Genomic DNA, 24,921 nt, shown 5'->3' on the forward strand with positions numbered 1-24,921 from the left:
TGGGCACAGATCTCTGCTGCCGGAACGGACGGTCGCCCGGGATTCGTCGCCTATGGCTTTCAGGCGCCGACCCCGTATCGGGCAGCGTAGTAGGGGCAGGAAGTCATGTCAGCGCCTGTGTCAGCACACGACATCGAGCTGGTGTCGCCGCCGGGCCGAGGCCCGCGCATCCTGATCTACAGCCATGACACCTTCGGCCTGGGCCACCTGCGCCGCTCCCGCGCCATTGCCAATCGCCTGATCCAGAGCCATCCCGACGCCTCGATCCTGATCATTTCCGGCTCGCCGGTGATCGGCAGCTTCGACTTTGCCCATGGCGTCGACTATGTCCGGGTGCCCGGCGTGGTGAAGCTGCCGGATGGCTCCTACACCACCCACAGCCTGAACATGGCCCTGGACCAGGCGGTGGCCATGCGCCAGGGCATCATCCTGGAAAGCTGCCGCACCCTGTCGCCGGATCTCGTCATCGTCGACAAGGAGCCGACGGGCTTCCGGGGCGAATTGCTGCCGGCCCTGGCCAAGCTGAAGGCCGACGGCGCCCGCATCGTCCTGGGCGTGCGCGACGTGATGGACGCGCCCGAAGCCCTGGTCCCGGAATGGGAGCGCAAGGGTGCGATCAGTGCCCTGGTCGAGTTCTACGACGCCATCTGGGTCTACGGCCTGCAGGATTTCTATGAACCGCTGGCCGCCCTGCCGCTGCCCCCGGCCTTCCGCCAGCGCATTTCCTATACCGGCTATCTGCGCCGCGAGGTGCCGACCAGGCGGCCGCTGACCCGCTATCCGCGGCTGACCCGGCGGCCCTTCATCCTGGTCACGCCGGGCGGCGGCGGCGACGGCCACGAGATGATCGACTGGGTCCTGTCGGCCTACGAGCACGACCGGCACCTGCCCAACCCCGCCCTGATCGTCTTCGGCCCGTTCCTGGCCCGCGAAAGCCGGGCGCGCTTCCTCGAACGCATCGCCCTCTTGCCGGATGTGGAGGCCCTGACCTTCGATTCAGGCATGGAGCACCTGATGAACGCTGCCGCCAGCGTCATTTCCATGGGCGGCTACAACACCTTTTGCGAGATCCTGTCGCTGGACAAGCGGGCCTTGATCATTCCCCGGCGCTCGCCCCGGCTGGAGCAGACAATCCGCACCGAACAGGCCTGTCGCCTGGGCCTGATCCAGTACCTCGACGGCGCCAACCTGCACCCGGGCGCGGTGCGCGACCCGATGGAAATGGCCCAGGCCATTCGCGCCCTGCCCGACCAGCCGCTGCCCTCGTCCGCCTTCCTGCCCAACATGCTGGACGGCCTGCCCCGCATCGACACGCTGACGGCGCCCTGGCTGGGCCGCCCCCAAATGACGGTCCGGCGGCGGGTCGCCCGGACCGGTGTGGCCGAATGACGGCTGCGGCCGGGTCGCGACTGGCCATCATCGTCAAGGGCTATCCCCGGCTGTCGGAAACCTTCATCGCCCAGGAACTGCTGGCCCTGGAACAGGCCGGGCTGGCCCTCGAGATCTGGTCGCTGCGCCGGCCGACCGACCCCGACGTGCACCAGCTCCACCGCCAGATCCAGGCGCCGGCCCACTACCTGCCGGAATATCTGTACCAGGAGCCGCTACGCGTCCTCAAAGGCCTCGCCGCCGGCCTGGGCCGGGCGCGCTTGCCGCGGCTGATGGCGGTCTTCCTGCGCGACCTGTGGCGCGATCCCACGGCCAACCGGCTGCGCCGCCTGGGCCAGGCCCTGGTCCTGGCGCGCGAACTGCCGGCGACGGTCGGGCACCTCCACGTCCATTTCCTGCACACGCCGGCCTCCGTCGCCCGCTATGCCGCCCTGCTCACCGGCCGGCGCTACAGTTTCTCGGCCCATGCCAAGGATATCTGGACCACGCCGGCCTGGGAGAAGCGCGAGAAGATCGCCGACAGCGCCTGGGGCGTCACCTGCACCTGCCAGGGACACGAGGCCCTGGCGCCGCTGGCCCCGCCCGGGCGCGTCTCGCTGGTCTATCACGGGCTGGACCTGGGCCGCTTTCCCCGCCGCCCGAGCGGCCCGACGCCCCGCCGGGACACCCCGTCAACTTGATCACCGTCGGCCGGGCCGTGCCCAAGAAGGGCTTCGACGACCTGCTGGCGGCGCTCGGCCGGTTGCCGGCCGCGTTGAACTGGCGCCTGGTCCACATCGGCGGGGGCAGCCTGCGCACCGCCCTCGAACAGCAGGCGGTGCGGCTTGGCCTGGGCGACCGGGTGACCTGGGCCGGCGCCCTGCCCCAGGCCGAGGTGATCGCGGCCCTGCGCCAGGCCGACATCTTCGTTCTGCCGTGCAAGGAGGGGGCCGACGGCGACCGCGACGGCCTGCCCAATGTCATCATGGAGGCGGCGACCCAGGGCCTGCCCATCGTCTCGACCCGGTTTGCCGGTGTGCCCGAATTCGTCCGCGAGGGGATCGAGGGCCTGCTGGTGCCGCCGAACGATCCGCCCGCGCTCGCCCGGGCGCTCGAGAGCCTGATCCTGGACGGCCCCCAACGGCGGCGCCTGGGCGCCGGTGCCCTGGCGCGGGTCCGGGCCGCCTTCTCCTTCGAGGCCGGGATCGCGGCGCTGCTGGCGAAGTTTCGCCCATGACCGCCGCCATAGCCTTCTACGCCCCGCTGAAAAGCCCGGACGACCCGGTGCCGTCGGGCGACCGGGAGATGGCGCGCCTGCTGTTTGCGGCGCTGGCCCGCGCCGGCTATGCCCCCGAGCTGGCCTCGCGGCTGCGGCTCTACAACGGCCGGGGCGATGCCGACCTGGCCATGGCGCAGGAAGCCGCGGCGGTGGGGCGGCGATGGCCCTGGCCGATGCCTATCTGGCCCGGCCGCCGGCCGAGCGCCCGCGCCTGTGGTTCACCTATCATGTCTATTACAAGGCGCCCGACCTGATCGGCCCCGTCGTCGCCCGGCGCCTGGGGATTCCCTATCTCGTCGCCGAAGGCTCGCGCTCGCCCAAGCGGGCGGCGGGGCCCTGGGCGCGCGGCCACGCCCAGGCGGAAGCAGCACTCGATGCTGCCCGGGTCATCCTGGTGCTGAACGAGCGCGACCGCCCGGCCCTGGCGGCGGCGCAGCCGGCGAGCCAGCGCCTGGTCCCGTTCCCGCCCTTCCTCGATCCGGCCGTCTGGCCCGCCGCCCCGCGGGAAGCGACAGCGGGGCCGCTGCGCCTGCTGACCGTCGCCATGATGCGCGCGGGCGACAAGCGCGCGTCCTACGATCTGCTGGCCCAGGCCCTGGAACTGGCCGCCGACCTGCCCTGGACCCTGGACATCGTCGGCGACGGCCCGGCCCGGGCCGCGGTCGAGGCGCGCTTTTCAGGCCTCGGCGACCGGGTGCGCTGGCACGGCCTGGTGACCGACCGCGCGGTGCTGGGCAGTTACTATGCCGGTGCCGACCTGCTGGTCTGGCCGGCGGTGAACGAGGCCTTTGGCATGATCTTCCTCGAGGCGGCGCTGCACGGCTGTCCGGCCCTGGCGGGCGATTTCGGCGGCGTGCGCGGCGTTGTCCGGCCGGGCGAGACGGGGGTGATCGTTGCCCCGGGCGACGCCTCGGCCCTGGCGGCCGCGCTGGTCGACCTCGCCCAACCGGGGCGCCTGGCGCCGCTGTCGGCCGCCGCCCGGCGCTTCGTCCTTGGCGAGCGGACGCTCGATGTCGCGGCGGCACGGCTTGCCGCCATCATCGCCGAGACCCTCTCGGCATGGGAGGGCCGGGCATGAGCCTGTCGGTCCTGATCGCCGTCACCCATCTGCTGGGCGTCGGCCACCTGGCCCGGGCCGCCGCACTCGGCCGTGGCCTCGCCGCGGCCGGGCACCGGGTGACCCTGGTCACCGGCGGGCGGCCCAGCACTCTGATCCGGCTGGCGGGGTCGAGGTGGTGCAACTGCCCCCGGTTCACTGCCGGGGGGTGGACTTCCGCACCCTGCTGGGCGACGACGGCCAGCCCATTGGCGATCGGGTGCGGGCGGCCCGGATCGAGGCCATGCTGGGCGCGCTGGCGAAGGCCGCGCCCGACGTGGTGGTGACGGAGACCTTCCCCTTCGGCCGGCGGCAACTGGCCGCGGAGTTCCTGGCCCTGCTCGAGACGGCCGAGGCCCGGCCCCGGCGGCCGGCGATCCTGGCCTCGATCCGGGATATCCTCAATCCGCCGTCCAGCGCCGCCAAGGCCGTCGAGGCGCAGGAACGCCTGGGCCGCCACTACGACGGCGTCCTGGTCCATGGCGACCGGGCCGTCGCCCCCCTGGATGCCTCCTGGCCGGTCGATCCGGCCCTGGCGCGGATGCTGCACTACACCGGCTATGTCGTCGAGCAGGCGCCGGGTGACGGCCCCGCCCCGGCGCCGGGCCATGACATCCTGGTTTCGGGCGGGGGCAGTGCTGCCAGCCTGCCGCTGTTCCGGGCCGCGGTCGCGGCGGCGGCAACCTGGCCGGGGCCGCAGCGCTGGCGCCTGCTGGTGGGCCAGGGCGTGCCCCAGGCCGATTTCGATGCCCTGGCCGCCCATCAGGGCGAGGGCCTGGTGGTCGAGCGGGCGCGGCCCGATTTCACGCGCCTGCTGGCCGGCGCCGCTCTCTCGGTCAGCCAGGCGGGCTACAACACCGCGATCGACATCGCCGTCGCCCGGGTGCCGGCGGTGGTCGTGCCGTTCGAACAGGGCCACGAGGCCGAACAGCGCCTGCGTGCAGAGTGCTTCGCCGCCAGCGGCCTGGTCGGCATCGTGGCCGAACAGGATCTCACCCCCGAAAGCCTGGCCCGCGCGGTCGCCGAGACCCTGGCCAGGCCGCGACCGGCACGGTGCCCGCTGAACCTCGACGGCATCGCGGGCAGCATCCGCGTGATCGAGGATCATGCCGGCCGCGCGGCAGCCTTGGACCGGGCCCTGGCGCGCGCCGCCGCCACGGGCAAGGTGATCGAGTTCTGGTGGCGGGACGACGACGCGGTCGAACCCGGGCCGAAACTGGACCGTCTGCTGGACCTTGCCGGCCGCCACGGCGTGCCGCTGGCCCTGGCGGTGATTCCGCAAGGGGCGACGGCGGCGCTGGCCAGCCGCCTGGCCGATTTGCCGGTGGCGGTCCTGGTCCATGGCCTCGCCCATCGCAACAATGCCCCGCCCGGGACCAAGAAACAGGAACTGGGCCATCTGCCGCCGGCCGCGCTGGCGGCAGACCTTGCCGTGGCGCGCGCGCATCTGGCGGATCTGTTCGGGGATCGGCTGCTGCCCGTCCTGGTGCCGCCCTGGAACCGCATCGAGCCTGAGTTGGTGCCGCTGCTGCCGGCGGCGGGGTTCGCCGGCCTGTCGAGCTATGGCCGGCAGCCGGCGGCGGCGGTGCCGGGCCTGGTCCAGGCCAATAGCCATGTCGATCCGATCGATTGGCGGGGCGGCGGCGGCCTGGTGTCGCCCGTGGCCTTGTTCGCCGATCTGGCGGCGCACATCGAGGCGATCGTCGACGGCAGCGCCCCGGCCGAACCGATCGGCCTGCTGACCCACCATCTCGTCCAGGACGCCTGGACCTGGGCCTGGATCGAGCGGTTCGTTGCTTTGGTGCAATCTGGCCGCGGCACCCGCTTCATTTCGGCGCAACAAGTGTTCAAGCCAGATTGCCCCCCGGCCGTTGATTACCTTTAATGGCGGGGTAACCTCGATTGGGATCGCTGGCGCGGAATGGCTGAACACCTCGAACCTGATCGCCACCTGCTTCGCGTCCAGAACCTGAACGTCGAATTCACGGGCGAGACCGGCATGGTCCATGCCGTGCGCGGGGCCGGTTTCGACCTGCACGCCGGCAAGACCTTTGCCGTGGTCGGCGAGTCCGGCTCGGGCAAGTCGGTGACGGCCCAGGCGATCATGGGGATCCTGCCGCACAACGGCCGCATCACCGGCGGCTCGCTGCTGTTCCGACAGGGGCCGGGCGACGGCATGATCGACCTGGCGCGCCTGCCGCGGGAATCGACGGCGATGCGGGCGATCCGCGGCGACCGCATCGCCATGATCTTCCAGGAGCCGATGTCGTCCTTCTCGCCGGTGCACAGCATCGGCAACCAGGTGACCGAGGCCCTGCGCATTCACACCAAGGTCTCGGCGAAAGACGCCGCCGCCGCCGCCATGGCCCTGTTCGAACGGGTGGGTTTTCACAACCCCAAGGCCATGCTCACCACCTATCCGTTCGAACTGTCGGGCGGCATGCGCCAGCGGGCAATGATCGCGATGGCCCTGATCTGCAACCCCGCCCTGCTGATCGCCGACGAGCCGACGACCGCGCTCGACGTCACCACCCAGGCGCAGATCCTGCAACTGATCAAGGATCTCCAGGCGGAACGGGGCATGGCGGTGATGCTGATCACCCATGACCTGGGCGTGGTCGCCAGCATGGCCGACGAGATAGCCGTCATGTACCGCGGCGAGGTGATGGAAAGCGGCAGCCGCGAACAAATCTTCCGCGCGCCCCGCCACCCCTACCTGCAAGCCCTGATGCGCGCGGTGCCCCGCTTCCACATGGAACAGGGCGAACGCCTCATCCCGTTGCGCGAAATCAAGCTGCCGGCGGACGCACTCAACGCCGTGGCCAGGCCGTCCGCCGCCCCGCGCGACGTCCTCTCGGTCGAGCGGGTCTCGAAGAGCTTCATGCCCCGGGGCAGCCTGTGGTCGCGCTATGTCACCTCGATCCATGCCCTGACCGATGTCAGCTTCGCCCTGAAGGCCGGCTGCACCCTGGGCCTGGTGGGCGAGTCCGGCTCGGGCAAGACCACGCTGGCCCGCATCATCATGCGCGCGCTGCACCCCGACAGCGGCCGCGTCTGCTTCGACGACGGCAGCGGCCCGCTGGACCTGGCCACCCTGGACGCGGCGCGCCTGAAGGCCTTCCGCCGCACCGTGCAGTTCGTCTTCCAGGACCCCCATTCCAGCCTCAACCCGCGCATGACCGTGCAGGACATCCTGACCGAGCCGCTGGGCATCCACGGCATCGGCACCCCGGCCGAGCGCCTGGAGCGGGTAGCCGGCCTGGTCGAACTGGTGGGCCTGCACCGCCGCCACCTGAAGCGTTACCCGCATTCCTTCTCGGGCGGCCAGCGCCAGCGCATCGGCCTGGCCCGGGCGCTGGCGCTGTCGCCTTCGGTGATCATCTGCGACGAGCCGACCTCGGCCCTCGACGTCTCGGTCCAGGCCCAGGTGCTGAACCTGCTGCACGACCTGCAGGCCCAGCTCGGCCTGTCCTATCTGTTCGTCTCCCACAATCTGGCGGTGGTCGACTACATGGCCGACGACATCGTCGTGCTGTGCCGCGGCCTGGTGGTGGAGCGGGCGCCGCGCGAACGCCTGTTCCGCGCGCCCCGGCATCCCTATACTCAGGCCCTGATCGCCGCCGTGCCCGAGCCCGACATCGACTACCCGCTCGATTCCGCCGGCGTCAAGGCCGGTATCGGCCCCGCCGACTGGCCGGCGCCGTTCCGCATCGGCCGGGATCCGGCACAAAGCCGGATGGTCGAGGTGGCGCCCGAGCACTTCGTGCGCATCGGCGACGAGACGATGGGGGGCTCGAGGCATGAGCCGCATCCTCGCCGCCCTGCTACTTCTAGTATCTCACGCGCTGAGCGGCACGGCCCTGGCGGACGGTCCGCCCGAGGTGCCGATGCTGGCGCCGCTGGTGGCCGCGGGCAAGCTGCCGCCGGTCGGCGAGCGCCTGCCCAAGGTGCCGCTGGTCTCGGATTTCGCCAGCTTCGGCCGCACGCTCGGCAGCTATGGCGGCGAGATCCGCATGCTGACGGCCAAGGCACGCGACCTGCGCTATGTCTCGGTCAACGGCTATGCCCGGCTGATGGTCTACGACCAGAACCTGGCCCTGAAACCCGATATCCTGGAGCGGGTCGACAACGAGGGCGACCGGGTCTTCACCTTCACCCTGCGCGAAGGCCACCGCTGGTCCGACGGCGCCCCTTCACCACCGAGGATTTCCGCTATTACTGGGAAGACATCGCCAACAACAAGCAACTGTCCAAGGCCGGGCCGCCGGAGCTGTTCCGCGCCGACGGCCAATTGCCCAGGGTCGACATCCTGGGGCCCTACCAGATCCGCTATAGCTGGGACAAGCCGAACCCCGGCTTCCTGCCGTCCCTGGCCCTGCCGCGGCCGATCTTCATCTATGCCCCGGCGCATTACCTGCACCAGTTCCATGCCCGCTACGGCGACAAGGATGCGCTGGCGGCCGAGGCGTCACGCCGCAGCCTGAGTTCCTGGGCCGCCCTGCACAACAAGCTGAACGAGCCCTATGACGCCAGCAATGTCGACATGCCCACGCTGGACCCCTGGGTGGTCAAGACGGCACCGCCGGCGTCGCGTTTCGTGTTCGAGCGCAACCCCTATTTCCACCGGGTCGATCCGGCCGGGCGGCAGTTGCCCTATATCGACCGCGTCATCGTCTCGATCACCGCCCCCAGCCTGTTCGCCGCCCGCGCCAATGCCGGCGACGTCGACCTGCAGACCCGGGGCCTGGCCATGAGCGACGTACCCGTCCTGAAGGAAGGCGAGGCGATGCACGGCTACCGCACCCTGCTGTGGCCGATGGCGCAGGGCTCGGCCTTCGCCCTCTACCCCAACCTGACCACCAGCGACCCGGTCTGGCGCAAGGTGGTGCGGGACGTGCGCTTCCGGCGCGCCCTGTCCCTGGCCATCGATCGCCACACCCTGAACAACGCCCTGTGGTTCGGCTTAGGGATCGAGGGCAACAACGGCCTGATGCCCGATTCCGCGCTCTACGCCGACGACAACCGGACCAAGTGGGCGCACTACGACCCCGCCGAGGCCAACCGCCTGCTGGACGAGATGGGCCTGGATCAGCGCGACAGCGCCGGCACGCGACTGCTGCCCGACGGGCGGCCGCTGCGCGTCATCGTCGAGGTCGACGGCAACGCCGGCGTGCTGATCGACGCGCTCGAGATCACCGAGGAATTCTGGGCCGATGTGGGCGTGCGCCTGTTCATCAAGCCGGGCGACATCGGCAATATCCGGCAGCGTTCCTATGCCGGGCAGACCGTGATGGTGGCCGGCACCGGCTTCGACAACGCCCTGGTAACGCCCCTGATGTCGCCGCGCGAGCTGGCGCCGATCCAGCAGGCCAATGCCGCCTGGCCCAAATGGGGCCAGTATTTCGAGACCAACGGCAAGCTGGGCGAGGCACCCGACACGCCCAAGGCCAAGCGCCTGATGGAACTCTACGAGCAGTGGTGCATGAGTTCGAGCGAGGCGGAAAAGGCCCGCGCCTGGTCCGAGATGCTGAACCTGCACGCCGACAATCAATGGGTCATCGGCACGGTGTCGGGCGACCTGCAGCCCATCGTGGTCAACAACCGCCTGCGCAACATTCCCGACCGGGCGTTCTTCTCGTGGGAGCCGACGGCCCTGCTGGGGGCCTATCGCATCGACGAATTCTATTTCGCCGATGGCGCGCAAGGGGGCTCGTAAGGGGGGCTCATGACACGCTATTTCCTGCGCCGGCTGGCCACCATGGCGGTCACCCTGCTGATCATCTCCGCCCTGGTCTTCATCGTGATCAAGCTGCCGCCCGGCGACTTCCTCACCCTGCGGATCGACGAGCTGATGGCGGAAGGCGACGCCGCCAGCGCCGCCAAGGCGGACTTCCTGCGCGCCGAATACGGCCTCGACAAGCCGGGCTGGCAGCAATACCTGACCTGGATCGGGCTGTGGCAGGGGCCGCACGGCTTCTCGGGCCTGCTGCAGGGCGACTGGGGCTGGTCCTTCGAATACGAACGCCCGGTGATCGAGGTGGTCGGCGACTCGCTGTTCATGACCATCGTGGTCAACATCGCCGCCCTGCTGTTCATCCACCTGGTGGCGATCCCCATCGCCCTCTATACCGCGACCCACAAGAACACCGCGGCCAGCCATCTGGTCACCCTGCTCGGCTATCTGGGCCTGGCCACCCCCAGCTTCCTGCTGGCCCTGCTGCTGCTGTTCTACCTCAACCGATGGTTCGGCCTGTCGATCGGCGGCATGATGGATCCCGCCTTCGAGGGCGAGCCCTGGTCGCTGGCCAAGCTGGGCTCGGTCGCCGGCCATATGGTGGTGCCGGTGGTGGTCATCGGCCTGGCCGGCACGGCGGCGATGATCCGCCGGATGAAGGCCAACCTGCTCGACGAGTTGCACAAGCAGTACACGGTAACCGCCAAGGCCAAGGGCCTGCCGCCGACCCGGGCCCTGCTGAAATATCCCTTCCGCATGGCGCTCAATCCCTTCATCGCCGATATCGGCAATATGCTGCCCGGGCTGATCTCGGGCTCGGTCCTGGTCTCGCTGGTCCTGAGCCTGCCCACCGTCGGCCCGATCCTGGTCCAGGCCCTGCGCATGCAGGACCAGTACCTGGCCGGCTTCATCCTGTTGTTCGTCGCCGTGCTGACGGTGGCCGGCATGCTGATCGCGGACCTGGTGCTGGCGCTGGTCGACCCGCGCATCCGCTTCGGCGGCAGGGCTTAAGTCATGGCCGGCGAGATCGAGCACTATGTCAACCCCGCGCCGTTCAACCCGCACGACGGCGAGGCCCTGACCGCGAACGAGGAGCGTTACTACCGCGCCTCGTCGTTCCGGCTGATCTGGTGGAAATTCAAGGCGCACCGGGTGGCGCTGGTCTCGCTGATCTTCCTGGGCATACTTTACCTGTCGCTGCCCTTCGTCGAGGTTTTCGCCCCTTACGGCCTGAGCCAGCGCCACGGCGACCACATCTATGCCCCGCCCCAGAGCGTGCATTTCTTTCACCAGGGAAGCTTCGTCGGCCCCTTCGTCTATCCCTATCGCTTCGAATTCGATCTCGACCGGTTCCAGCGCCGCTACATCTACGATTACACCCAGCCCCAGCCCTTGCGCTTCTTCTGCCGGGGCGAGCCCTATCGGCTGTTCGGCCTGATCGATGCCGACTTCCACCTGATGTGTGCGCCCCAGGGCGGCACCGCCTTCCTGCTGGGCACCGACCGCATGGGCCGGGACATGCTGTCGCGCATCACCTATGGCGCGCGCATCTCGCTCACCGTCGGCCTGGTCGGCATCGCCATCTCCTTCGCCATCGGCCTGATCCTGGGCGGGCTGGCCGGCTATCTCGGCGGCTGGGTCGACTATGCCGTGCAGCGCACGATCGAGGTCCTGCGCTCGCTGCCGGAACTGCCGCTGTGGCTGGCCCTGTCGGCGGCGCTGCCGCCGCACTGGAGCCCGATCCTGATCTTCTTCGGCATCACCATCATTCTGGGCCTGCTGGACTGGCCGGGCTTGGCGATTGCCGTGCGCGCCAAGCTCCTGTCCCTGCGGGCCGAGGATTACGTCCGCGCGGCCGAGGTCATGGGCGCCTCGCGCAGCCGCATCATCGGTCGCCACCTGATCCCCAATTTCATGAGCCATCTGATCGCCAGCGCCACCCTGTCGATCCCGGCCATGATCCTGGGCGAGACGGCACTGTCGTTCCTGGGCCTGGGCCTGCGCCCGCCGGTCACCAGTTGGGGCGTGCTGCTGAACGAGGCGCAGAACCTGGCGGCCGTCACCCTCTATCCCTGGCTGATGGTGCCGATGATTCCGGTCATGCTGGTGGTGCTGGCCTTCAACTTCATGGGCGACGGCATGCGCGACGCCGCCGACCCCTATCACTAGGCGCGCCGGTACAGGAAATAGCGCCCCTCGGGCACGCCGGCCGGCAGGGTCAGCGGGCGCAGGTCGGGAAGCTCCAGCGGACTGCCGCTGGCGGCAATGCCGCCCGGCGCCAGCAGGTCCCGGATCAGCGCCGGCAGCCAGCCGGCCAGCCGGCGGTCGCCTTCCACGGTGCCGGTGGCGATATCGGCATGAACCAGCGCGGCGCCGATGCCGGCGAAGGCCCGGGCGGTTTCATCGATCTCGCCCAGGACCAGATCGCCTGGCGGCGGGATCGACGCGGAATGGGCGGCGAGCGCCCGGTCGAAGGCGATGATGCGCCGATCGGGAAAGGTCTCGCGCAGGTGGTGATAGGTGCGGCCGTTGCCCAGGCCCAGTTCCAGGATCGGCCCGGGCAGGCCGTCGATCAACGAGGCGGCGGCGGCGATGACATCGCGCTGCGCCATCATGCGCCGGATGAAGCTGTCGAGTCGGCTCATCGGAAAGTCCTTGAGGTTACGGCGCCGGGCGCGGCCTGCTAGCTTGGCCGTCATGGCACCCTTTCCCGACATCTACCTTGTGCGCCATGGCGAGACCCAGTGGAACCTGGAAAAGCGCTTCCAGGGCATGCGCGACTCGCCCTTGACCGCTACCGGGCGCGCCCAGGCGAGCACTGTGGCCCGGATCCTGGCCAGGGAATTGGGGGACGGCCATCGCACGGCCCTCCAGACCAGCCCGCTGCCCCGGGCGGTCGAGACGGCGGCGATCATTCACGGCACCCTGGCCGGGCTGCCCCCTGCCCCCGTGCCGGCCCTGCGCGAGCTTCACCTGGGCCTATGGGAAGGCCTGCGCCGGGCCGAGATCAAGGCCGGCTGGCCGGCCCTGCTGGCCGGGGTGCCCAAAGCCGAGTGGTATTTCGCCGCCCCCGGCGGCGAGGGCTATGACGCCGCCCTGGCCCGGGTCGAGGCCTGGCTGCACGGCCTCACCGGCCCGGTCGTCGCCGTCTCTCACAGCGTCACCGGCCGCCTGATCCGCGGCCTGTACGCGGGGCTGCCGCGGCCCGCGACGCTGGCCCTGCCGGCACCCCAGGACAGTGTCTGGCACCTCGGACGTCATGGCATGGTGGAGTTGGGCGAGGCTTGAGAGACGTTTCGAAGGGTTCGTTTCGGTCTACGGTTAGGTGACCCGGTCGAGCAGATTGCGTGGTTCGACAGGCTCACCATGAGGAAAGTCCTTTTGCCACAGAGATTCTCATCCTGAGCCTGTCGAAGAACCCCTAAATCGTGGCCTTTCCCCGCTTTTTCGGTCCCCGCTTTTTCGCGATGTCGGACCAGACGAACTCCAATACTACGGACTCGGATCGAGTGAGAGATCCACATCAAAGGCTTTCGGCGGCTGGGGCTGGAAGCTTTCCGCCAGGGCTAATGCTTTAGCGCGGTCCTGACTGTCGAGCGGTTCAACGGCCTCTTGCATAGCGATCGCAGCAAGGTGTTTTGCGCGTCCGCTGATGGCCCTAGCTTGGGCAATATAGGCCCACCCAGCCGCCGCAATTGGATCGCGAAGTGACCCGTTGTCCGTGGCCAAGAGGTGAGCCAGCTTTTGCATGCCATCAATGAGTCCCGCGCGAGCGCTAATCTGAAGCCACTTATAGGCAGCGGTATTGTCTTGCCTGAGGGAGACCACCCTGGCTGATGGTGAACCGGCTTCCAAAGGCCCGCCGGCCTGATAGGCGCTGCCTAAGATATAGGCTATCCCCGCTCGATGCTGCGCTGCCAGAACAGGTAAATCGACAGGGCGCATGCCGGCGTCGTTTTTCCTCGCTTCGGCTTCTATTGAGTCTGCAAGAATGTTCAATTCGATAAATTTTTCGTCATTCTTTTTGATATAGGTACCATCCAAATAAAATGTAGCTATATGCCGCAGCGGAGTCATGTGTCGAAGGAACCCGCTTGACCATTCGTGCGCCTTATTAAACCAAAAATAGGATCTAGGTAAACTTTCCTTCTGAGCTATAGCCTCCCAATAAACTTTTCCTAGCAAAGCCGCTGCATCAGCAGACCCTCTGCAAGCTGATCTATGCACTAGCTGCAAACCCTGCTGCTTATCAGAGGCATTTTGATGAAGATAATATAACCTAAATCCCAATTCATACATAGCTATTACATCCCCGGATGCCTGTCGTTCATCAAGTATACCTTCTACTTTGCCCCAATCTTTTCCATTCCTCCTCCAGAGGTCGGTTGTGTACAGAACAGGACTTATAGAGATATGAAACGAACCTGGCGCTAAGTCTAGGGACGAGCAACCGTATCGCTCGCACCCTTTGCATGCTGTCCGCTGGCTTGCGATAGCATGTGAAAAAATTACGAACGCAAGCAAAAAAAATATGGTCGCGGTGAGTGCGACGAAAGGGAGAGGTCGGCGCATTCTAACAACTTTCAATTCAGCGTTCCTGGACTGCACCCCTTCGGTGAGTCAGTCAAATTGGAGTTAAATTGGGGAAAGACCACGTTTTTTCGCCGCCAATCTCCTCTTGATCAGGGGCGCCAGGCGCACAGCGATAAATCGTGGTCTGTCGCTATTCCCCACTCTCGTAACAGCGCGTGGGCTATGTTATGTCGCGAAATGGCTCACGGCATCGCCCGCCATGCGGGCGATGCACCATCGGCCATAGAGCGCCGCCAGCGGCAGGGCGAGCCAACCTAACGGGCCGGGCGGCAGGTCATAGTTGATCCAGACCGTGAGCCGACAGCCTTGGCCGGACGGGACAATGTCGAAGCCCATGGCGTAGCCGCCGATGATGAGGAGGCGCACCGGCCCCGCAGTTTGCCAGGCCTTGCGCGAAGGCGGCACGCGCTCGGTCACCACCTCGTCGACGGACAGCGAGACGCCGAAGGCCGAGCCGCCCATGCGGATATGCGATCCGACCGCTTGGCCGCGCCCGGCGTCGAACGCGTAGGTCATCTGACCGCCCCCCATCATCGCGGATGGCTTCTGCATGTGCTCGGCGAGCCGGGTCTGGTCGTCCAGGTGCGCGAAGACCGCGTCCGGAGGCGCGGTGACGGCAACGGTGCGTGCAAGATGGTGGCGGAGTCTCCTGGCGGGCGAGGGCATGGGCGTCTCCGGCAATTGTCACCGCAGGCTCACTCATGGCGCCCTTTCGAGCCTTGACCTAAATCACGCGGCGACCCTCGCCGCCGGTGCGGCCATCGACGGGAATTAGGGGCCAGGCTGACCGAGGCCTGAGAGACGTTTCGAAGGGTTCGTTTCGGTCTGCCGGTAGGTGACTCTGATAAAATATTCAACTATGATACTATTATCATATAAGCGTGGAGGCGATCTCTCGAACCTCGCTTCGCGACCTCGTTCCTGACGACCGGAGGGCCCCACTTCGAATGCCTATCGTCACGCCCACCAACACCGAGGTTCTCTCGCTGCGGGGTTTGCACCTCTACCACTACGCACTGTCGAACTGCTCCCAGAAGGCACGCATGACTCTGGAAGAGAAGGGACAGCGGTGGACGAGCCACCACCTGGACTTGTCGCGGAACGAACACGTCACACCGGAATACATTGGCATCAATCCGAACGGTGTCGTGCCCACGCTGGTGCATGACGGCAAGGTGGTCGTCGAGTCGAGCGACATCATTGACTACCTCGACGTGACCTTCCCCACGCCGCCCCTGAAGCCCTCCGATCCGGCCGAACTCGCTCGCATGGAATCGTGGATCGAGTTGTGGGATGCCATCCAGGCCGCCCTCAAGACGCTGTCGCACGAGTTCCTTTTCAAGGTCCGGAAGGGCAACGCCCGCCGAGAGCTCGCACGTTACGAGCGCATTCATAAGAACGAACACTTGATTGGCTTTCTGCGCGAGTTCACCTCGCCGGCAGGCCTCTCGCCGCAACGGATTTGCGGCGCTCATGCCGAGGCGACCGCCGCGCTCGCACGCCTCAACCGCCGATTGAGCGAACGCGAGTGGCTGGCCGGCGACGCCTTTTCCCTGGCCGATCTCGCCTGGTCCGTGAACCTGCATCGCTTCAACCTGATGAGATTCCCGATGCACGATTTGCACGGTCTGCGGCGCTGGTTCGCGGCCGTCGCGGGCCGCCCCAGTTTTCAACGGGCTGTCGTCGGCTTCGAACCGACGTCGATCCGCATCTTCTTCCGCCTGTACGCGCTTACCCGCGAACTCGCCGGCAGCGGCCCACGCTCGCAGCGCTGGCAAGGGCGCTAAACCCCTGGACTGCACCCCCTCGGTGAGTCAGTCAAATCAGGGACAGTTGGTTGTGACCAAGCCCTCAGGCTGCTGCGCAGCAGCCTGAGGGCTTGACCGGGTTTCGAACTCCACCGGCGAGGTATAGGCCAGCGCCGAGTGGAGCCGTTGCCGATTGTAGACCGCTTCGATGAATTCGCCGATAGCGGCCGTGGCGTGCCCGAGGTCACGGTAGTCGCCGCCGTCGACCTCTTCCTGCTTCAGCGTCTTCATGAAACTCTCGGCCATGGCATTGTCGTAAGGGCAGCCGGCCCGGCTCATGCTGGGCTGGATGCCGTGGGCTTGCAGGCGCTCGATGTAATCACCGCAGGCATATTGGACGCCCCGGTCGGAATGGTGCACCAGCCCGCCGGGAAGCACCTCTCGGCCGTCGAGCGCCATCTGCAAGGCTGCCAGGGCCAGTTCGGCCCGCAGGTGGTCGGCCATCGCCCAGCCCACGACCTTGCGGCTGAAGGCATCGAGCACCACCGCCAGGTAGACGAAGGCCTCGGCCAGCCGGACATAGGTGATGTCGGCCACCCAAAGCTGGTTGACCGCCAGCGGGACCAGCCGGCGCGCCAGGTTCGGCCAGAGCCGCCAGTCGTGTCGGGAGTCCGTCGTCGCCGGCTTGAACGCTGCCTTGCGCAGGCACAGCAGATTGTCCTCGCGCATCAGGCGCACCACGCGCTTGTGGTTGACCGCCCAGCCCTCACGTCGGAGCAGGGCCGTGAGCCGCCGGTAGCCGTAGTGACGGTGGGTCAGCGCCAGGTGCTGAAGCACGTCGCGCAGCGCCGTTTCTTCACGGCCGGGACAGTTCTCGGCCCAGCCCCGGTAGTAGGCGCCACGGCTGACATCGGCCAGGGCACACATCCGCTCGACCGTGGCCGTCACCCCGGCCCCTCGCCTTGCCGGCGCGTCATCGCTTGGATATAGGCGAAGACGCCGTCGCGCCAGGCGCGTCGCTCGCCTGCCGTGACGCCTCGAGATGCCGCAAGGCGTGCTTGAAAAAATCCAGGTCCAGCTGCTGCTGGCCGACCTTGCGCTCGAGCGCGGCGATCTGCCGGCGCGCCTGCTCCAGGTCGCTGGCGCTCGACGCCGGCCCCCGCGCCGCCGCCAGGATCCGCGCCTCCGCCTGCTTCGGCCGTCCCGGTCCCGGGCGCAGCGCCAGTTCACCGCCCGCGCGGAAATGATCCCGCCAGCGGTACAGCAGTCCTCGCTTGATCGACAACTCCCGGGCCAGTGCCGAACCGCTCTCGCCCGCCGCCAATCGTTCAACCACCGCCAGCTTGAAGGCCCGGCTGAACCGCCGCCTCGTCTCTCGGGTCATGCGTTCTCCTCAGCGAGAACTGTCCCCAATTTAACTGACTCAATCTAGGGGTTCACTCCAAACCCAGCCAAATCCGGGACAATCACGATCTGTCCCCGATTTCGGTTTTCAGATGAAGTGAAAACTCGTCATCCCGGCCGAAGAGCCGGGATCTCGCGACGTTTGAGCGCCGGGAACACTGGTCAAAAGATCCCGGCTCTGCGCTCCGCTCCGGCCGGGATGACGATGTTTGGCGACGCTAAACTGCCGCCGCGTCCTCCAGGCGGTGGATGCCGATCGCCTCGTCCATGTCGCGCATGTGCACGACCTTGGCCTCGTGACGCGGGAGGCTGATGCCTGAGGCCTTGACCGTCGCCGCCGAGATCAGGCAGTCGGCGAGCAGTTCCTTGGTCGCGGCCTCCAGCCGGCTGGCGATGCTGACGGTATCGCCCATGGCGGTGACCAGCAGCCCGCGCGCCACGTCGCCGACCTCGGCGATCACCGCCTGGCCGGTGTGGATGCCGATGCCGATGCGCAAGGGAAAGGGCAGCGCCGCGCCGAAGCGCTGGTTCATCCCGGTTGCGACCGCCAGCATCGCCCGGGCGGCGGCGATGGCATGGGCGGCCCCGGCGCCCGAGCGGTCCGAGAGGCCGAACACCGCCATCAGCCGGTCGGTCATGAAACTGTCGACCCGACCGCCGTGGGCCTCGGCCGCCTGGCTCATTTCCCGCAGGAAGGCGTTGATCAGCAGGGTGATGTCATAGGGCAGCAGCCGGCGGGTCAGGCCGTTGAAGGCGCGGATGTCGACGAACAGCACCGTCACCTCGCGCTGGGCGCCCCAGCGATAGGCCTCGTCCAGGCTTTCCTGCTTGGCATTGCGCGGCGGGATCGGCAGCAGGATCTGGGTCGCGATGTCCTGCACCGGCCGCAACTGGCAGGCCAGGCGGACATTACCCGGCGCCGCGAGCTGGGTCAGCATGGCGCGTTCGACCGCCTCGGGCGGAGGCAGATGCTCGGCCCCGTCGGTCACGGCGATGCGGCAGGTCGAGCAGCGGCCGCGGCCGCCGCAGATGGCGGGGTGAGGGATGCCCTTGATGCGGCTGGCCTCCAGCACGGTGGTGCCCCGGGTGACGCGGACGTCACCGTGGCCGACATAGCGGATGGTGATGCGGCCCGAGCGCCGGCGCGCGATTTCGCGGCCGAACATGGTCAGGACAACCAACCCAACGATCGCGGCGAAAACCAGCCTCCCGTCGAAAACGATGCCATCGAGCGCCGCCTCGGTCGACGGGTTGGCGACGGTTGGCGCTATGCGGGCGAGGGCCTCGCGCGCCGAAGCGACGAAGCCGGCGATGGCAAGGGCCGGCACCAGCGCGGCAAAGGCGATCCAGGCCGCGCGCCAGCGGGGATAGAAAGCCCGGGTGCGCAGGACATGGGAGACGCCGATGCAGCCGTGGGTCCAGGTACACAGCAGCAGGATGATCTGGGCGATCGCATTGCCGCTCCAGATCTGCGGCAGCACCGCCGCGTAGGAGATGTCGCTGCCATAACCGACGGCGGCGAAGCGCGTGTTGACCGCGTGGCCGATCAGCAGGTAGGGCACCGCCAGGCCCAGGACGATCTGCACCGCCTCGTCGAGCGGCATCAGGATGATGCGGCGGCGGGCCAGGCGCTTGAGCACCAGGGCCAGGTGGCAGGCAAAGGCGGCATAGAGCAGCACCGTCCCCGGCGGCGATTGCCAGACCGCGACCCGCCAGCCCTGCACCAGGGTCATCCACTGCAGGCCGGCGATGCCGATCGCGTGGTTGATCAGGTGGGTGGTGACGAAGGCAAACAGCACGAGGCCCGACCACAGCCGCAATTCCCGCTCCCAGGGCAGGGAGCGCTTGGGCTTTGCCACCGAATCCGGGGGCGCGTCGAGGTCAGACATGGCGAGGCGGCGGGTGAAAGAGGTTCAACTGTTCGCCACCGTCCGCTGGAGCCGGTGCGCCAGTTCGCGCGCGACGGCCAGGGAAAATCGGGCATTGTCCTGCATCAGGCGGAAGAAGCTCTCCCGGCTGAGGCGCAGCAGCACCAGGTCGGTCAGCGCCAGCACCGAAACCGTCCGCGGGCTGTCGCACAGGATGCCGACCTCGCCCACCACGGCGCCGGCCCCCTCGCGCCCCAGCGAACGGTTGCCCTTCTCGTTCTCGATCAGAAACTCGACCTCGCCCGACAGCACCACGAAGACCGCGTCCGACGGATCGCCGCCGTGACAGAGAAACTCCCCCTGCTCGATGAAGACCTCCTCGCTCAGGCAGGCCATCAGCCGCATCGAGCCGGGCTCGGCGCCCTGAAAGATCGGGATTTGCTGCAAGGCCAAGATTTCGGATTCGAGCGCCATGGAATCCTCCGCCCCTCGCGGTCGTCATCACCTTGAATACAGGCTGTCGGCCCGCCCTGTCACTAGACTCAGCCGGCGGCAGCGGCCGATTTGTGCTCGGCCGCGGCCCCGTTGGACACCAGGCGGGCGTCCTTGAACTGGAACACGCTGTCGAAACCCTCGGCCATCTTGGCTTCGCTGGTGGTCACCACCAGGGTCTTGCCCGCCATGGCCTGGCGCACGCCCGCCAGCAGCGCCTGCGCCTCGGCCGGGGCGAGATTGCCGATGGTGCCGTCCAGCACCAGGATATCGGGCCGCACGACGAGCGCCCGGGCGACGCCGAACTTGATCCGCGGCAAGGGTTGCAGCAGGCGGCCGCCCTTGCCGACCTCGACGTCCAGCCCCAGGCCGAAGACCGCGTCGTCCAGGCCGATCTCGCTGATCACGCCGGCGATGATCGGCGAAATCTTCTTCTGCGCGCCCATGACACCGCTGGCGACCCGGCCGAACAGCAAGTTGTCGATGACCGGCGCCTCGCGCATGAAGGCATCGTAGTCGTAGAATTCGATGTCGTCGTTGTAGTCCTGCGGCAGGTGCTGTTTGAAGCTGGCCCGGGCGCGCAGCAGCCTGGTAGCGAATTCCGGGGTGATCAGGCCTAAGCGGTGGCGCGGCTCGACATAGTCGAAGGCCAGCGCGATCAGTTGGGTGCGGATCGCCGCGGAAACCCCCTGGCCGGGGCTGGCCTGGCCCAGGGCATCGATCACCGCGCGCAGATCGTCGAGCTGCGACGGCGCGATGAAGGAATAGCGTTCGAACACCGGGTGATCCGGCGGCAGGCCGCCGAAGGTCTCCAACGCCATTTCTGCGATCTGGCGGCCGAAGGAGATCAGCGGCTGGAGCAGCCCCTCGGCTTCCAGGATGGTCAGGGTATAGCTGTCCCTGGCCAGGCCGCCGGCGGACAGCTTTGGCCCGACGGGAATGCCGAACAGCAGGTTCTCGCTGATCGTCGCATGGGCGCCGTAGCGGTCGGCGTCGAAGCGTTCGACCACCTTGCCCAGGTTGGCGGCGATGATCCGTTCCTGCACCAGCCGGCGCGCGGCGACGAAACAGTCGGCGACGTCCGGCATCATCGCCGGCTTCAGCCGCTGATTGAGGCCCAGGCGGCGGACCTCCTCCAGGGCACCGACAGCCTTCACCGCCTCGCCCAGGCACTGGTTCACCTGGTCCGGCCCTTGGATGCCCAGGGCGCCGTAGTCCAGGTCGCCTGCTGGATCGCCCGACCGGCGGGCGGCAAACAGGAGGTTGTCGCGCAAGGTCCCGGGCTGAAGGTCGGGGCCTGCGCCGCAATAGATCAGATGCCGCGTGAACACCGGTTCGGAGAAATGGGCGAGATCGACATCGCCCACCAGGATCCGGCCCTCGTAGGCGGTGATCTGGCGCCCTAGCAGCTTACCCACGATGTCGCGGGCGCTGCCCGGGTTGCCCAGCAGGGCGGCATGGCCGGGCCGCGGCAAGGTCAGCGACAGCCGGTCGAGCTGGGCGCCGCTGCGGCCATCGCCGACGGTGACGGCCTGGAATTCGATCGGCGCCTCAGGCCCGGGAAAGGCCGGCGAGACGCCGCTGTCGAAGGGCGGCAGCAACGACGACGGCGAGAACTGGCTGATCACCTGCTCGTATTTGATGGCGACATCCTGGCGCTGCTGATCCCAGTCGATCAGCTCCTTGATGGGCGGCGGCAGGTCGCGATAGGCGGCGATCACCGCCACCAGCTGGCCGATGTCCATCTCGCCGCGCAGGGCGAAATAGCCGCCGGCCGCGTAGAAGATGAAGGGCGTGACCTGGGAGAGCAGGTTGTTCAGGAACTTGACCGCGAACTTGCGCTTGAACAGCCGGGTGCGGATGCCGAACAAGGTGCCCAGCCGCTGGTCGATATCGGCATCGACATAGGCCGAGGCGCCGTAGGTGTGCACCGTCGGCGCGGATTCGACCACCTCGCCGATGCGCCCGGCCAGGCGCCGGGATTCGATCTGGCGCAGGCGCCCCAGGCGCAGCTGCTCGCGCCGCAGGATGGGAATCGCCACGGCCTGGACGGCGACGATGAGGAAGGTCGCCAGGCCCATCCAGACGCTTTGGAAGAAGATGAAGATCAGTGCCGTCGCCGCCTGGGTGCCCAGGAACACCGGCTGGATGAAGGCATCGCCCACGAAGCCGCCGATCGGGTCGACCTCGTCCTTGATCATGCTCGCGACCTCGGCCGGCTTCACCGCCGCGATATCCTCGGGCCGGAAGCGCAGCAGCAGGATGAACAGGTCGTGGCGCATGCGGCGCAGCATGGCCTCGCCCAGCACCCCCTTCTTGACATTGATGTAGTACTTGAAGGCACCGTTGATCAGGACCAGGACCAGGAACCAGCAACTGAGCACGATCAGGTAGGGCAGGCGCTCGAGAATCAAGCCGTCGCTGACGCTGAAGCTGCCGCCGCCCAGCAGGGCGGGCAGCTCGACATGCCAGTCGAACAGGACCGCGGTGACCTGACCGTCGGCGAAGGCATTTCCCTGGATCGCATTGTTGACGATCAGCTTGGGCACCTCGAGCGACACCCAGTAGAAGGGCAGCGACACGAGGATGACGGCCAGAAGCAGGATCTGCTGCGCTTTGCTGTGGTGCCACGCGTATCGAAACAGGCTTGGGTCCAAATCGACTCTCCGGGGCGGCTGGGCCTGCGCCGCGCCGGCATGGTCGCCCGCCTCGCGCAGGGATACAACCGCGACGCGGTCAACCCACCTATGGGGCCGGCCGGGCCATGACGAGGTAGCCGTAGCCCCAGTCGACCGGCACCAGGCCGCAAGCCAGGTCGTCCAGCCGGCCGAGCAGCGCCGAATGGGTGACCGCCGATTCCGGCAGCATGCTCTCGACCGTCAGGCGCTCGACCGTGAAGCCGGCCTCGCCCAGGTCGCGGCGGATCTCGTCGCGCCGGTACAGATGGTAATAGAGGGCGATGGCGCTGCCGCCGGTCTGGCGCTCGTAGCAGATGTCGCCCGGCTCCAGTTCGCCCCGGGCGATCAGGGGCGCGCAGGCGGCCTGCACGGCGCGAAACCGCCGGGCGGCGTTGGGCAGGCCCAGGACCAGCCGCCCGCCGGGCGCCAGGCTGGCGCGCAAGGCCGACAGCAGGGCGATCCGCGCGGCATGGCCGGCGATGTGGCCCAGCACGCCGAACCCCAGCAGGACAACGTTGAAGCCGCCCAGCGCCCCAACCTGCCGCCGGTAGGTCGCGTCGCCCGGATCGCAGACATGGACCCTGTCGGCCAGGCCCAGGCCCCGGGCGGCACCGGCCAGATGATCGCGGGCCACGGCGCTGATATCGGCGGCCACCACTTCCGCCCCGCGATCCCGCGCCAAGGCAAAGCAGTAGCGCCCCTCGCCGGCGCCGTAGTCAAGCAATCGCCCACCCGTCGGCAGGGTCTGGCGCAGCAGGCGCAGGGTGCGGCGATTGGGCATCGGGTAGCGGGACAGGTAGAGGCCCGAGGCAAAATAGGCGTCGTAGCTGCGGCCCATGTCGGGCAGCACGGGTGTCGCGCAAACACCCGCCGCCTCGGGGGGCGGCGCCACACCGGCAGGGGATCGACCGCTCGAAGAGATGGACATGGCGGCCCCCTCAATCCTTGAAGGTCAGGCGCAACTCGGCCTGGCGGCCCACCGTCCGGGTACGCACCGAATCGGCCAGGCGATTGATCAGGTAGCCGGCGAGGCGCTGGGGCGCCTGGTCGTCGTCGACCATTTCCTCGTGGCTGGGCGGGCGGCTGGCCAGCACCGGCAAGGTGCCGCGGTAGCGGATGATGATCGCCAGGTTGTACTCGTCGAGCTGGGTTTCCAGCTCGATGGCCTCGCCGTCGGCGGCAATGAGGTCGCTTTCCTTCAGGAGCTCGAAGGCCTGCCAGGAAGCGAGTTCCGCCTTCTTCACCGCCTCGTGGCGGGCGCCCCAGATCCGCCCCTGCTGCTCGATGAAGGCGATCATGTCCTCGAAATGGGTTTGGGCGACCGGGAAGCTGTGCCGCGTCTTGCGGCGAATGCCCAGGCGGAACAAGGCCTGCAGCATCACGGCGACGGTCAGCGCCAGGGCGAATTGCGAGAAGGCGACGTAGTGGGCGCTGGGCAGCAGGCGGTTCAACTGCTCGTGAATATCGCCATAGGTGAGGCCGACCAGCAGGGCGACGCCGATGGCCAAGGTGCGGCGGTTGTCCAGCATGCGCGAGCCGATCATCTGGATCCCGCCGATGGTGGCGAAGGACGACAGGAACAGGAACAGGGCGCCCAGCACCTCGGGCGGCACGATCATCCAAGCGACGATGATCTTGGGGCAAAGGGCGAAGACGAACAGCAAGCCGGCCGTCCACACCGCCAAGTGCCGGCTGGTGCAACCGGACGCCAGCGCCAGGCTGGCAGCACCCCCGCTGGCAACCATGGGCATGGCATTGATCAGCGAGGCGAAGATCTGGGCGATGCCCTCGGCCCGCACGCCCCGGCCGACCGCGGCCAGGTCCGGCCGCTTGAAATCGGCGTCGTTGAAGCGCTGGGCCACGGTCTGCACCCCCATCGAGGTCAGCGACAGGGAAAAGCCGGTGATGATCGCCGGCACCAGGGCCTCCATCTCGAAGCGCCAGCCGAATTGCTGGAGCATCGGCACATGGAACAGCGCGGCACCGTCGAAGGCGGCGAGATCGGCCGGGGTCAGCAGCCCGGCGGCGATGCTGAGTCCCAGGCCGACACCAAGGCCGGTCACCGTGGCGAACAGCCGAAGCCGGCTCTTCACCCAGACATTGCAGACGATCATGACGGCAAGCGTCGCCGCGGCCACGCCGACCCTGTCGGGCGACGGCGCCGCAGCACCCGCTGACGAGAAGATCAGGTTGAGGCCGATGACGCCGAAGCCGGCCCCGATCAGCAGCATGGCCAGGCCCGCGACTTCGACCGTGAAGATGGCCTTCAGGCGCTGGATGACGAAGCTGAACACGATCATCGACAGGCCCGAGACCGCGAACATGCCAAAGCCGCCGTCGAGGCCCGAGGTGGCGAGGCCGATCCCCAGGACGGGCAGCACCGAGGCGGTGCCCTGGACCGGCAGGAAGATGCCGGCGCCGATGCCGAAGCGGCCCCAGGCCTGCAGCAGCAGGGCGACCGCCGAATAGATCAGGCAGGCCGCCGCCAGGTTCAGGAACGCCGCATGATCCATGCCGGCATTGCGTGCGAAGACCACCGGCACCGCCAGCAGGGCGCCCAGGAAGGCGACCTGCTGCAAGGCCAGCCCGAAGGCGAAGCGGGCCGGCGGAATATCCTCGAGCCAGTAGAGGAGCGTGTCGGGTCTGCGCATCGGGTACTCG

21 protein-coding genes are annotated in these 24,921 nt (G+C 68.0%); 11 read left to right on the forward strand and 10 right to left on the reverse strand.

Going from position 1 to position 24,921, the window contains the following annotated elements; translation table 11 throughout:
- The first annotated feature begins 105 nt into the window (after positions 1-105).
- From D3874_RS27135 to D3874_RS27165, 9 genes are all read left to right on the forward strand, one after another.
- Positions 106-1,389: a glycosyltransferase family protein gene (locus D3874_RS27135; protein WP_119782821.1), complete on the forward strand. Its 1,284-nt coding sequence runs from the start codon at positions 106-108 to the stop codon at positions 1,387-1,389.
- Positions 1,386-2,069, forward strand: a complete 684-nt coding sequence (locus D3874_RS30945) for a glycosyltransferase family protein (RefSeq protein WP_233560400.1) — start codon at positions 1,386-1,388, stop codon at positions 2,067-2,069. Before D3874_RS27135 ends, D3874_RS30945 begins: the two co-directional genes overlap by 4 nt.
- Positions 2,066-2,605: a glycosyltransferase family 4 protein gene (locus tag D3874_RS30950; protein WP_233560401.1), complete on the forward strand. Its 540-nt coding sequence runs from the start codon at positions 2,066-2,068 to the stop codon at positions 2,603-2,605. The genes D3874_RS30945 and D3874_RS30950 overlap by 4 nt, the downstream gene beginning before the upstream one ends.
- A complete protein-coding gene (locus D3874_RS29725; RefSeq protein ID WP_199699382.1) occupies positions 2,602-2,901 on the forward strand; it encodes a hypothetical protein in 300 nt (99 codons plus the stop codon). The genes D3874_RS30950 and D3874_RS29725 overlap by 4 nt, the downstream gene beginning before the upstream one ends.
- Positions 2,808-3,725, forward strand: coding sequence for a glycosyltransferase family 4 protein (locus tag D3874_RS27145; RefSeq protein WP_199699383.1), 918 nt, complete (start codon positions 2,808-2,810; stop codon positions 3,723-3,725). The genes D3874_RS29725 and D3874_RS27145 overlap by 94 nt, the downstream gene beginning before the upstream one ends.
- Positions 3,726-3,879: 154 nt before the next feature.
- Positions 3,880-5,628, forward strand: coding sequence for a glycosyltransferase (locus D3874_RS27150; protein WP_199699384.1), 1,749 nt, complete (start codon positions 3,880-3,882; stop codon positions 5,626-5,628).
- 36 nt (positions 5,629-5,664) lie between these two features.
- The gene (locus D3874_RS28875) at positions 5,665-9,459 is read left to right on the forward strand and encodes a dipeptide ABC transporter ATP-binding protein (protein WP_158596245.1); all 3,795 of its coding nucleotides are present in this window, start codon (positions 5,665-5,667) and stop codon (positions 9,457-9,459) included.
- 9 nt (positions 9,460-9,468) lie between these two features.
- On the forward strand, positions 9,469-10,488 hold the full coding sequence (locus D3874_RS27160) for an ABC transporter permease (protein ID WP_119782822.1): 1,020 nt from the start codon (positions 9,469-9,471) through the stop codon (positions 10,486-10,488).
- A gap of 3 nt (positions 10,489-10,491) precedes the next feature.
- Positions 10,492-11,646 carry an ABC transporter permease gene (locus D3874_RS27165; RefSeq protein WP_119782823.1) on the forward strand — a complete coding sequence of 385 codons (1,155 nt, stop codon included), beginning with the start codon at positions 10,492-10,494 and terminating at the stop codon, positions 11,644-11,646.
- On the opposite strand, the gene D3874_RS27170 is transcribed toward D3874_RS27165, so the two are convergent.
- Positions 11,643-12,176 carry a class I SAM-dependent methyltransferase gene (locus D3874_RS27170; protein ID WP_233560403.1) on the reverse strand — a complete coding sequence of 178 codons (534 nt, stop codon included), beginning with the start codon at positions 12,174-12,176 and terminating at the stop codon, positions 11,643-11,645. The two genes, D3874_RS27165 and D3874_RS27170, sit on opposite strands and share 4 nt — an antisense overlap.
- Here D3874_RS27170 and D3874_RS27175 point away from each other — a divergent pair.
- Complete coding sequence (locus D3874_RS27175; RefSeq protein WP_158596246.1) at positions 12,175-12,765, forward strand: histidine phosphatase family protein; 591 nt, start codon at positions 12,175-12,177, stop codon at positions 12,763-12,765. The two genes, D3874_RS27170 and D3874_RS27175, sit on opposite strands and share 2 nt — an antisense overlap.
- Positions 12,766-12,969: 204 nt before the next feature.
- Here D3874_RS27175 and D3874_RS28235 read toward each other — a convergent pair whose 3' ends face one another.
- Both D3874_RS28235 and D3874_RS27185 read right to left on the reverse strand, forming a co-directional pair.
- Entirely contained in the window at positions 12,970-13,776 is an 807-nt protein-coding gene (locus tag D3874_RS28235) for an SEL1-like repeat protein (protein WP_147385884.1), read from the reverse strand.
- 459 nt (positions 13,777-14,235) lie between these two features.
- Positions 14,236-14,736 carry an SRPBCC family protein gene (locus D3874_RS27185; protein ID WP_119782827.1) on the reverse strand — a complete coding sequence of 167 codons (501 nt, stop codon included), beginning with the start codon at positions 14,734-14,736 and terminating at the stop codon, positions 14,236-14,238.
- A gap of 281 nt (positions 14,737-15,017) precedes the next feature.
- Between D3874_RS27185 and D3874_RS27190 the strand changes: the two genes are divergently transcribed.
- The gene (locus D3874_RS27190) at positions 15,018-15,857 is read left to right on the forward strand and encodes a glutathione S-transferase family protein (RefSeq protein ID WP_119782828.1); all 840 of its coding nucleotides are present in this window, start codon (positions 15,018-15,020) and stop codon (positions 15,855-15,857) included.
- A gap of 36 nt (positions 15,858-15,893) precedes the next feature.
- Here the strand turns inward: D3874_RS27190 and D3874_RS27195 are convergent, their stop codons facing one another.
- From D3874_RS27195 to D3874_RS27225, 7 genes are all read right to left on the reverse strand, one after another.
- Positions 15,894-16,766 (reverse strand): IS3 family transposase, encoded by an 873-nt coding sequence (locus tag D3874_RS27195; RefSeq protein WP_119775655.1) that lies wholly within the window; start codon positions 16,764-16,766, stop codon positions 15,894-15,896.
- 25 nt (positions 16,767-16,791) lie between these two features.
- Positions 16,792-17,202, reverse strand: a complete 411-nt coding sequence (locus D3874_RS27200) for a helix-turn-helix domain-containing protein (protein WP_119775657.1) — start codon at positions 17,200-17,202, stop codon at positions 16,792-16,794.
- A gap of 238 nt (positions 17,203-17,440) precedes the next feature.
- The gene (locus tag D3874_RS27205; RefSeq protein WP_119782829.1) at positions 17,441-19,111 is read right to left on the reverse strand and encodes an adenylate/guanylate cyclase domain-containing protein; all 1,671 of its coding nucleotides are present in this window, start codon (positions 19,109-19,111) and stop codon (positions 17,441-17,443) included.
- Between the two features lie 24 nt (positions 19,112-19,135).
- The gene (locus D3874_RS27210) at positions 19,136-19,564 is read right to left on the reverse strand and encodes a cyclic nucleotide-binding domain-containing protein (RefSeq protein ID WP_119782830.1); all 429 of its coding nucleotides are present in this window, start codon (positions 19,562-19,564) and stop codon (positions 19,136-19,138) included.
- Positions 19,565-19,632: 68 nt separating this feature from the next.
- A complete protein-coding gene (locus tag D3874_RS27215; protein WP_119782831.1) occupies positions 19,633-22,239 on the reverse strand; it encodes an ABC transporter transmembrane domain-containing protein in 2,607 nt (868 codons plus the stop codon).
- An 88-nt stretch (positions 22,240-22,327) separates the two neighbouring features.
- A complete protein-coding gene (locus tag D3874_RS27220) occupies positions 22,328-23,188 on the reverse strand; it encodes a class I SAM-dependent methyltransferase (RefSeq protein WP_119782832.1) in 861 nt (286 codons plus the stop codon).
- A 10-nt stretch (positions 23,189-23,198) separates the two neighbouring features.
- Positions 23,199-24,911: a solute carrier family 23 protein gene (locus D3874_RS27225; protein ID WP_119782833.1), complete on the reverse strand. Its 1,713-nt coding sequence runs from the start codon at positions 24,909-24,911 to the stop codon at positions 23,199-23,201.
- Positions 24,912-24,921 lie beyond the last annotated feature (10 nt).

This window comes from Oleomonas cavernae, from assembly GCF_003590945.1.
GTDB lineage: Bacteria > Pseudomonadota > Alphaproteobacteria > Zavarziniales > Zavarziniaceae > Zavarzinia > Zavarzinia cavernae.